Annotated in this window: 9 protein-coding genes and 1 pseudogene; 9 read left to right on the forward strand and 1 reads right to left on the reverse strand. The window is 68.6% G+C overall.

Annotated elements, in window-relative coordinates; genetic code table 11:
* The 7 genes and pseudogenes from B1964_RS08260 to B1964_RS08290 form a co-directional block, all read left to right on the forward strand.
* Positions 1–242: pseudogene (locus tag B1964_RS08260) on the forward strand (ribonuclease HII); the annotation flags it as partial.
* Positions 239–550 carry a DUF2469 domain-containing protein gene (locus tag B1964_RS08265; RefSeq protein ID WP_006371311.1) on the forward strand — a complete coding sequence of 104 codons (312 nt, stop codon included), beginning with the start codon at positions 239–241 and terminating at the stop codon, positions 548–550. The pseudogene B1964_RS08260 and the gene B1964_RS08265, both read left to right, overlap by 4 nt.
* 166 nt (positions 551–716) lie before the next feature.
* Positions 717–1,124: a YraN family protein gene (locus tag B1964_RS08270; RefSeq protein WP_026920180.1), complete on the forward strand. Its 408-nt coding sequence runs from the start codon at positions 717–719 to the stop codon at positions 1,122–1,124.
* Positions 1,125–1,143: 19 nt separating this feature from the next.
* On the forward strand, positions 1,144–2,658 hold the full coding sequence (locus B1964_RS08275) for a YifB family Mg chelatase-like AAA ATPase (RefSeq protein WP_079929465.1): 1,515 nt from the start codon (positions 1,144–1,146) through the stop codon (positions 2,656–2,658).
* Complete coding sequence (dprA, locus tag B1964_RS08280; protein WP_020171545.1) at positions 2,655–3,782, forward strand: DNA-processing protein DprA; 1,128 nt, start codon at positions 2,655–2,657, stop codon at positions 3,780–3,782. Before B1964_RS08275 ends, dprA begins: the two co-directional genes overlap by 4 nt.
* A gap of 70 nt (positions 3,783–3,852) precedes the next feature.
* Positions 3,853–4,746, forward strand: a complete 894-nt coding sequence (locus B1964_RS08285; protein ID WP_079929466.1) for a siderophore-interacting protein — start codon at positions 3,853–3,855, stop codon at positions 4,744–4,746.
* A 101-nt stretch (positions 4,747–4,847) separates the two neighbouring features.
* Positions 4,848–5,828, forward strand: coding sequence for a tyrosine recombinase XerC (locus tag B1964_RS08290; RefSeq protein WP_240523909.1), 981 nt, complete (start codon positions 4,848–4,850; stop codon positions 5,826–5,828).
* Positions 5,829–5,833: 5 nt separating this feature from the next.
* Here the strand turns inward: B1964_RS08290 and B1964_RS08295 are convergent, their stop codons facing one another.
* Complete coding sequence (locus B1964_RS08295) at positions 5,834–6,412, reverse strand: peptidoglycan DD-metalloendopeptidase family protein (protein ID WP_006371317.1); 579 nt, start codon at positions 6,410–6,412, stop codon at positions 5,834–5,836.
* A 320-nt stretch (positions 6,413–6,732) separates the two neighbouring features.
* Between B1964_RS08295 and rpsB the strand changes: the two genes are divergently transcribed.
* The gene (gene rpsB / locus B1964_RS08300) at positions 6,733–7,542 is read left to right on the forward strand and encodes a 30S ribosomal protein S2 (RefSeq protein WP_006371318.1); all 810 of its coding nucleotides are present in this window, start codon (positions 6,733–6,735) and stop codon (positions 7,540–7,542) included.
* Positions 7,543–7,606: 64 nt separating this feature from the next.
* The gene (tsf, locus tag B1964_RS08305) at positions 7,607–8,431 is read left to right on the forward strand and encodes a translation elongation factor Ts (RefSeq protein ID WP_006371319.1); all 825 of its coding nucleotides are present in this window, start codon (positions 7,607–7,609) and stop codon (positions 8,429–8,431) included.
* Positions 8,432–8,660: the final 229 nt, after the last annotated feature.

Genomic DNA, 8,660 nt, shown 5'->3' on the forward strand with positions numbered 1-8,660 from the left:
CGCGTGACCGCATCATGGTCGCGATGGACGGCGAGGTGCCCGGCTACTCGTTCGCCGTCCACAAGGGCTACAGCACCGCGTTGCACATGTCCTGTCTGGACCGACTCGGACCTTCTGCGCAACACCGGATGTCCTACCGCAACGTCGCGTCGCGGCGGCTGCTCGCCACCGCGGAGCCCGGTGTCGGCGCGGCCGCGCCCGACGCCGGCGACCACGGTTCCCGCGATAGGCTTACAGGATGAGCGCTGAGGATCTCGAGAAGTATGAAACCGAGATGGAGTTGTCCCTGTATCGCGAGTACAAGGACATCGTCGGCCAGTTCACCTACGTGGTCGAGACCGAGCGCCGTTTCTATCTCGCGAACGCCGTCGAGTTGGTGCCCCGCAACGCCGAGGGCGAGGTCTACTTCGAACTCCGCATGAGCGATGCCTGGGTATGGGACATGTACCGCCCGGCCCGGTTCGTCAAACAGGTGCGTGTGCTCACCTTCAAGGACGTCAACATCGAGGAGCTCGAGAAGCCCGAGTTGCGGCTGCCCGACGAGCCCTGAACCCGGCTGTGACCACAGTCTGGGAGTCGACGCTTCTCCTGACGTCGCTTCGTGGTGGGTTTTTCCGTACCTGATTTCTCCACAGTTTTCACCGTGTGCACGGTGGTGGGGGTGTTGTGGGTCGTGGGGGTCGGTGGTGTGGGTGTGAGGGGCGATCGTTGTCGTCATGACAGCGGAACCTGTGAGAGCCCGGGGTGGTCGTCTGGGGCGGGCGGAGGTGGCCCGGCTCGGTGAGGATCGGGCGGCCGAGTTCGTGACCGAGCTGGGTTGGTCGATCCTGGAACGCAATTGGCGTAATCGTTACGGCGAGTTGGATTTGATCGCCTTTGACGGACGTCGGTTGGTGGTGGTGGAGGTCAAGACGCGGGCGTCGCGGGTCTTCGCCGACCCGGTGGCGGCGGTGACGGCCGACAAGTTGGCGCGGATGCGCAAGTTGACGCGGATGTGGTTGGCGCAGCAGAAGATCTGGTGGCCGGGCATTCGGTTTGATGTCATCTCGGTGCAGTTGGATCGGTCGAATCCGTCGGCGATGGAGCGGGCGGAGGTGCGCCATCATGTCGGTATCACCGAGTGAGGATCTGGTGCCGGCGCGTATGTCGTTGGGGCGCACGCATTCGGTGGGTTTGAATGCGTTCGAGGCCAAGCCGGTCGAGGTGCAGGCCAATGTGGGCCAGGGGCTTCCGTCGTTTGCGATCGGCGGTAACGTCGATGCGTCGTTGCGGGAGGGCCGGGATCGGATTCGGGCGGCGATCAGCAACTCGGGGTTCACGTTTCCTGATCTGAAGGTGACGGTCAATCTGTCGCCGGCGACGATGCCCAAGCGTGGTTCGGCGCATGATCTGGCGATCGCGGTGGCGATTCTGGCTGCGCGTGACCAGGTTTCGCCGGTGAAGTTGTCCTCGACGGTGATGTTGGGGGAGTTGGCGCTCGACGGTGGTATTCGGCCGGTGGCCGGGGTGTTGCCTGCGGTGATCGAGGCGCGGAATGCGGGGTTTGCGCGGGCGGTGGTGCCGTTGGCGACGGTGGCCGAGGCGTCGTTGGTGTCGGGGATCGAGGTCGGTGGGGCGCGCACGTTGGGGGAGGTGGTGCGGTGGCTGGCGGGGTCGTTCGTGCTTGACACGGTCGATGAGAATGCGGTGCCGCCGCCGGTGGCCGCGGTTGCCGACATGGTCGACGTAGTGGGCCAGGCGCAGGCGCGGCATGCGCTCGAGATCGCTGCTGCCGGAAGCCATCACGTGTTGATGACGGGGCCGCCCGGGATCGGGAAGACGATGCTGGCGCGGCGGTTGCCGGGAATTCTGCCGCCACTGGACGACGAGGAGTCGCTGGAGGTGACGGCGATCCATTCGATCGCGGGAGTGCTCTCACCGGGGTCGCCGTTGGTCAGTGCGCCTCCGTTCATCGATCCGCATCACACGACGACGACCACCGCGCTGCTCGGTGGCGGTACCGGGATGGCACGGCCGGGGGCGGTGTCGTTGGCCCACCGCGGGGTGCTGTTCCTCGACGAGTGCGCCGAGATGGGCCCGAAAGTCCTCGACTCCCTGCGCCAACCGGTCGAGGAGGGGGTGGTCAAGGTGCCGCGGCGCGACGGGGTGGCCGTCTATCCCGCGCGTTTCCAATTGATCCTGGCCGCCAATCCGTGTCCGTGCGCACCGACCCGGGATGTGCAGTGCATCTGCAGTGCGGTGGTCCGGCGGCGCTATCTCGGCAAACTGTCAGGGCCGCTGATGGATCGCGTCGATATCCGGGTGCGGATGGATCCGCCCGGCAACGTTGCGCTGGCCACCGAGACCGGCGAGTCGAGCGCCGACATCCGCGCACGGGTCACCGCGGCGCGCGGCGCGGCTGCCGAGCGATGGCGCGAATTCGGTTGGCGCACCAATGCCGAGGTACCCGGACCGGCGTTGCGCAGGCGTTTCCGGCTGCCGCCCAAGGTCGTTCGGCCGGTGGACCTGAGCCTACGGGAGGGGCGACTCACCGCGCGCGGCGCAGATCGCGCGCTGCGGCTGGCCTGGACGCTGACCGACCTGGCCGGGGGCGCGGTGCCCACCGAAACCGAAGTGGCCCAAGCACTTCTCTACCGCGATCGGGGGAGCTATCGATGACGACGACCGAATCCGAACGACGCGCGTGGGCCTATCTGGCCCGCGTCGCCGAACCGCCGTGTGTGCCGCTGACAGCACTGGTCGCCGAGATCGGCGTCGTCGAGGCCGCGGCGGCCATCGCGCGCGGGCAGGTGCCGCGCGGGCACGAGGCCGTGCTCAAGGCGACGCAGGCGCGTGCCGGCGACGACCGCTCTGAGTCGGACCTCGCGGTCGCCGAGAAATGTGGTGCGCGGCTGGTGACCCCCGACGACGACGAATGGCCGGGGTTTTCGCTGCTGGCACTGGCGAATGCAGACACCGGTGAGCGCGGTGGGATGCCGCTGGCGCTGTGGGCGCGCGGACCGGCCCGGCTGGACGATCTGGCGGCGGCCTCGATCGCCCTCGTGGGATCGCGTGCCGCCTCGTCGTACGGCGAGCACGTCACCGGCCTGCTCGCGGAGGAACTCGTCGACCACGGGTGGGGCATCGTCTCCGGTGCCGCGTTCGGGATCGACGGGGTCGCCCATCGCGCGGCGCTCGCCAGTGGCGGAGCGACGATGGCGGTCCTGGCATGCGGTATCGACCGCGACTATCCCGCTGCGCACTCCCGTCTGCTCGCCGAGATCGCCGAGCGCGGTGTCATCGTCTCCGAGTACCCGCCGCACACCACCGCGGCGCGCCACCGATTCCTCACCCGCAACCGTCTCGTCGCCGCCCTGTCGAACGCCGTGGTGGTGGTCGAGGCGGGCGCCCGCTCCGGTGCGGTGAGCACCGCCGCGTGGGCGGTGAAACTCGGGCGACCGCTCGGTGCGGTGCCGGGGCCGGTCACCTCGGCGACGTCGGTCGGCTGTCACGAGCTGATTGCCGACGGACGCGCCGCACTCGTGGCCGATGGCGCCGCCGTGCGGACGATGGCGGCCCCCGACGGCGGGGGAGTCGCCGACCGGGGAACGCCCCGCAGCACCGATGGACTCACGCCGATTCAACAACGCGTCCACGATGCGCTGCCGGGTCGCGGCGCAGTCACGGTCGAGGAGGTGGTGTTCTCGGCCGGCGTCGAGATCGGCGAGGTCCGGGCGGCACTTGCCGTGTTGGAACTCGGTGGTCTGGTGGCCATGGAGGGCAGCGGATGGCGCCTGGCCTGACGCCTTTACCCGGACCCGCAGGTTAGGTTGACCTAACCCGGCGTACTATGGTTCGGGTGAAGGAGGTCCCATGGCCAAGCGAGTGAACACGATGACGGTCCTGCGGCGTGAACAGATCACCCCGCACATGGTGCGACTGTTTCTCGGGGGCGACGGATTCGACGACTTCGTGCCCGCCCTCGGCAGGGACGGACGTGCCGAAACGGACATGTACGTCAAGCTGATCTTCATGCCCGAGGGGGTGGAGTTCCCCGACAACTTCGACCCACGGGCATCGAGATCGCTTCCGCCCGAACAACAACCGACGCTGCGCACCTATACGGTGCGTAAGGTCGACGCCGAGCGTCGAGAACTGCTCATCGACTTCGTCGTGCATGGCGACGAGGGGCTCGCCGGGCCCTGGGCGGCGAGTGTCGAACCTGGTACCACCGTGCACTTCCTCGGCCCGGGTAGCGGATATCACCCCGATCCGGCCGCACCGTGGCACCTGCTCGCCTGCGACGAGGCAGGTCTGCCCGCCGTCGCCGCGGCCCTCGAGGCACTGCCCCCCGATGCCGTGGCCAAGGTCTTCATCGAGGTTGCCGGCCCCGACGACGAACTCGAGTTGAGCGCACCCGCCGGCGCCGAGATCACCTGGCTGCATCGCGGTGGCGGGGCAGGCGAGGTCGGCGAGGACAAGGCCGGCGACAACGCACCGCTCGTCGCTGCGGTCCGGGAGGCAGCCTGGCTCGAGGGAGAGCCGCAGGTGTTCATCCACGGTGAGGCGCAGGCCGTCATGCACAACCTGCGCGCCTACGTCCGCAAGGAGCGCGGGGTGGGTGCGGCCAACGCATCGATCTCCGGGTACTGGCGCCGCGGCCGTACCGAGGAGGGATTCCGGCAGTGGAAGGCCGAACTCCGCGAGACCGAGGAAGGCGCCGAGAAGCCAGGGCTCGGACAACGGGTGCGCAACCTCGTTCGTTGAGGCCACCTCGACCCGTCACGATCGGGTCCGGGCTGTACCGATCCGGCAACGACACGGCGTGTGTGGTTGCCGGATCGGCGGTCGAGCGATGTGCTCACCGCATGACCGATGCAGACCGGGCCGACCGGCCGGGCTCCGTCGACGGCGTGGGCGCCGACGTCGGACGCGGATCCACGGTGCTGGCCGACTTCGCCGAGTATCTGCGATTCGAGAAGGGACACAGCGAGCACACGATCCGCGCCTACTCCGGTGACGTTCGCGGACTCATCAGTTTCGCCGGAGCACGTGGCGCGGCGATCTCGGCGATCGATCTCGGCCTGCTGCGCGCGTGGCTGGCCGAACACACGCGCCGCGGCGCCGCCCGCACCACCGTTGCCCGCCAGGTGTCCTCGGCGAAGACCTTCTGCGCGTGGGCCGTTCGCGAAGGTCTACTCGCGAGTGATCCGTCGACGCGGCTGCAGGCGCCCCGGGCGCATCGCACCCTGCCTGCAGTGCTGACCGCCGAGCAAGCCGCTGCCGCGGTGTCCGCCGTGTCGCCGGCACACACGGGCGATTCCACCGCCGAGGACGACGTCGGCCCGATCGCCCTCCGCGACCGGGTCATCCTGGAGTTGTTGTACGGCAGTGGGATCCGCGTCGGCGAGCTGTGCGGACTCGATCTCGACGACGTCGACACCGGTCGCCGGGTCCTGCGGGTGATCGGCAAGGGCGACAAGCAGCGGACCGTTCCGTTCGGGGCACCCGCCGACCACGCCCTACAGGCCTGGCTGTCCCACGGTCGCCCCCGCCTGGCCACCGACGGCTCCGGCGCTGCGCTGTTGCTCGGGGCGAGGGGTGGACGCCTGAACCAGCGCACGGCCCGGACGGTGGTGGCCACGGCTGTGGCCGCGATCGACGGACCGCGCATGGGACCGCACGGACTGCGCCACAGCGCCGCAACGCATCTGCTCGAGGGTGGCGCCGACCTGCGGGTGGTGCAGGAGCTGCTGGGCCACTCCTCGCTCGCCACCACCCAGCTCTACACCCATGTCAGCGTCGAACGCCTGCGCGCAGCTCATCAGCAGGCCCACCCCCGCGCGTGAATCACTCACGGTGACACCGGACCGTCGACCGGTTTCAGTCGCACCCGCACCGCGCCGAGGAGGGCCAGCGGGTTGAGATAGTCCGCCGCGCGGCCGCTCCCACGCCGTGCTCCCCAATGCAGGCACGCCGCCGCCGTGCATCCGGGGTGGCCCGCCTCGATCGTCCCGATCGCCTGTCCACGACGCACCCGGACACCCCGACCCACGCCGGCGCGCACCGGCTCGTAGGTGGTGATCACCCCGTCGTCGTGCTCGATCGACACCGTCGGTTTGCCCGCCACGATCCCGGCGAAGCGGACGATCCCGTCACCCGCGGCCAGGACCGCGGTGCCGGAGGTGGTGGCGAGGTCGATTCCACGGTGCCCCGGCTGCCAGCGCCGGGTCGGTTCGTCGAACCCGCGGACCACCGTCGGCCGGGGCGACAGCGGCACCGAGTATCGCGAACCCGGTGGCGCGCTGACATTCGCCGCGGAGGACGGCTGCGCGCCGACGAATGCGGGTACCGCCAGCAGCAACGACACCACGACGACGAGTTCTGCCACGCCGATGACAAGGGCGCGCCGAAGGCGCAGGGGAATGGTCATGACAGATCAGACGCAGCGCACCGACGATCGGCTCCCTTTGTGTCGAACGAATTCCGCGGCCGCAGGTCGTCGGCCGCGATCCACCGAGCTGTGCAGGGCAGATTTTGGAGCTGTGCAGGGCATACGCGTAGACTGATCGGGCACCTCGCCGACGGCGGGGTGACTTCGCGCGCTCGTCACCAGATCGCCTCCCGTCGTGGAGGAGGTCGACAACCCTCCGCGTGGGCGGTCCCGGTACCTCCGGGTTCCACGCGGACACGGGCGCCAGGGTTCGGACCACCCGGTACCGAACATCAACCGACACAAAGGAATGAGACCTCATGGCTGTCGTGACCATGAAGCAGCTGCTGGACAGCGGCGCACACTTCGGGCATCAGACCCGCCGTTGGAACCCGAAGATGAAGCGATTCATCTTCACCGACCGCAACGGCATCTACATCATCGACCTGCAGCAGACGCTGACCTACATCGACAAGGCCTACGAATTCGTCAAGGAGACCGTCGCCCACGGTGGCACCATCCTGTTCGTCGGCACCAAGAAGCAGGCGCAGGAGTCGATCGCCGGAGAGGCGACCCGCGTCGGCATGCCGTACGTGAACCAGCGCTGGCTCGGTGGCATGCTCACCAACTTCCAGACCGTCCACAAGCGTCTGCAGCGTCTCAAGGAACTCGAGACCATGGAGCAGACCGGTGGCTTCGAGGGTCGCACCAAGAAAGAAATCCTGATGCTGACCCGCGAGAAGAACAAGCTCGAGCGGACCCTCGGTGGTATCCGCGATATGGCCAAGGTGCCATCCGCCATTTGGGTGGTGGACACCAACAAGGAGCACATTGCTGTCGGTGAGGCACGCAAGCTCAACATCCCGGTCATCGCGATCCTCGACACCAACTGCGACCCCGACGTCGTCGACTACCCGATCCCGGGCAACGACGACGCCATCCGCAGCGCCGCGCTGCTCACCCGCGTCATCGCCTCGGCGGTTGCCGAGGGCGTGCAGGCCCGCGCCGGTGCGGCGTCGGACGACTCCAAGCCGGAGGCCGGCAGCGGCGAACCCCTCGCCGAGTGGGAGCAGGAACTGCTCACCCAGGCCACCGCGCCCGCCGAGGGCGACGCCACCCCGGCGTCCTGACCCCCGGCGTACCCACGGGACGCGCCGAGTAACCGATCACTCTCTCTAAGGAGGCTCGCCAACGATGGCGAACTACACCGCAGCCGATGTGAAGCGTCTCCGCGAGCTCACCGGCTCTGGAATGCTGGACTGCAAGAAGGCGCTCGAGAACAACGACGGCGACTTCGACAAGGCCGTCGAGGAACTGCGCATCAAGGGCGCCAAGGACGTCGGCAAGCGCGCCGAGCGGTCCACCGCCGAGGGTCTCGTCGCCGCCAAGGACGGCGCGATGATCGAGCTCAACTCCGAGACCGACTTCGTCGCCAAGAACGCCGAGTTCCAGCAACTCGCCGACCAGGTGCTCGATGCCGCGCTGGCCGCCAAGACCAGTGACGTCGAGGAGCTCAAGGCAGCCAAGCTCGGTGACGGAACCGTCGCCGACGCCGTGCAGGCACTCTCGGCCAAGATCGGCGAGAAGCTCGAACTGCGTCGCGTCGTGTTCTACGACGGTCCCGTCGCGATCTACCTGCACAAGCGTGCGTCGGATCTGCCGCCGGCCGTCGGCGTGCTGGTGTCCTACACCGGTGAGGGCGACGCCGCCGCCGAGGCCGCGCGCAACGCCGCGCAGCAGGTTGCCGCGCTCAAGGCCCGTTACGCCAGCGAGGACGAGGTCCCCGAGGACGTCAAGGCCGACGAGCGTCGTATCGCCGAGGAGACCGCCAAGGCCGAGGGCAAGCCCGAACAGGCTCTGCCGAAGATCGTCGAGGGTCGGCTCAAGGGCTTCCTCAAGGACGCGGTCCTGGTGAACCAGCCGTTCGTCAAGGACTCGAAGAAGACCGTCAAGGACGTTCTCGACGAGGCCGGCGCGACCGTCAAGGGCTTCACCCGCTTCGAGGTCGGCCAGGCCTGACCGACCCGTCACGAGGCCATCCGAGAGGGCCCCGATCCACCACGGTGGGTCGGGGCCCTCTCGGATGTCGCGCCGTTCAGTAGTGCCGGTGGTTCATAACGGCCTGTGGTTTTCGGTCACCGCGGGACCGTGGTCATCGTGTGGTCCGGCTCCGGTGCAGTCCGAGGCACAACCCGGCCACGACGACGGCAGCGGCGGCCAACACCCACAGCGTGGAGCGGAACGCGCC

The sequence above is a fragment of the Gordonia sp. i37 genome (genome assembly GCF_002043085.1).
Lineage (GTDB): Bacteria > Actinomycetota > Actinomycetes > Mycobacteriales > Mycobacteriaceae > Gordonia > Gordonia polyisoprenivorans.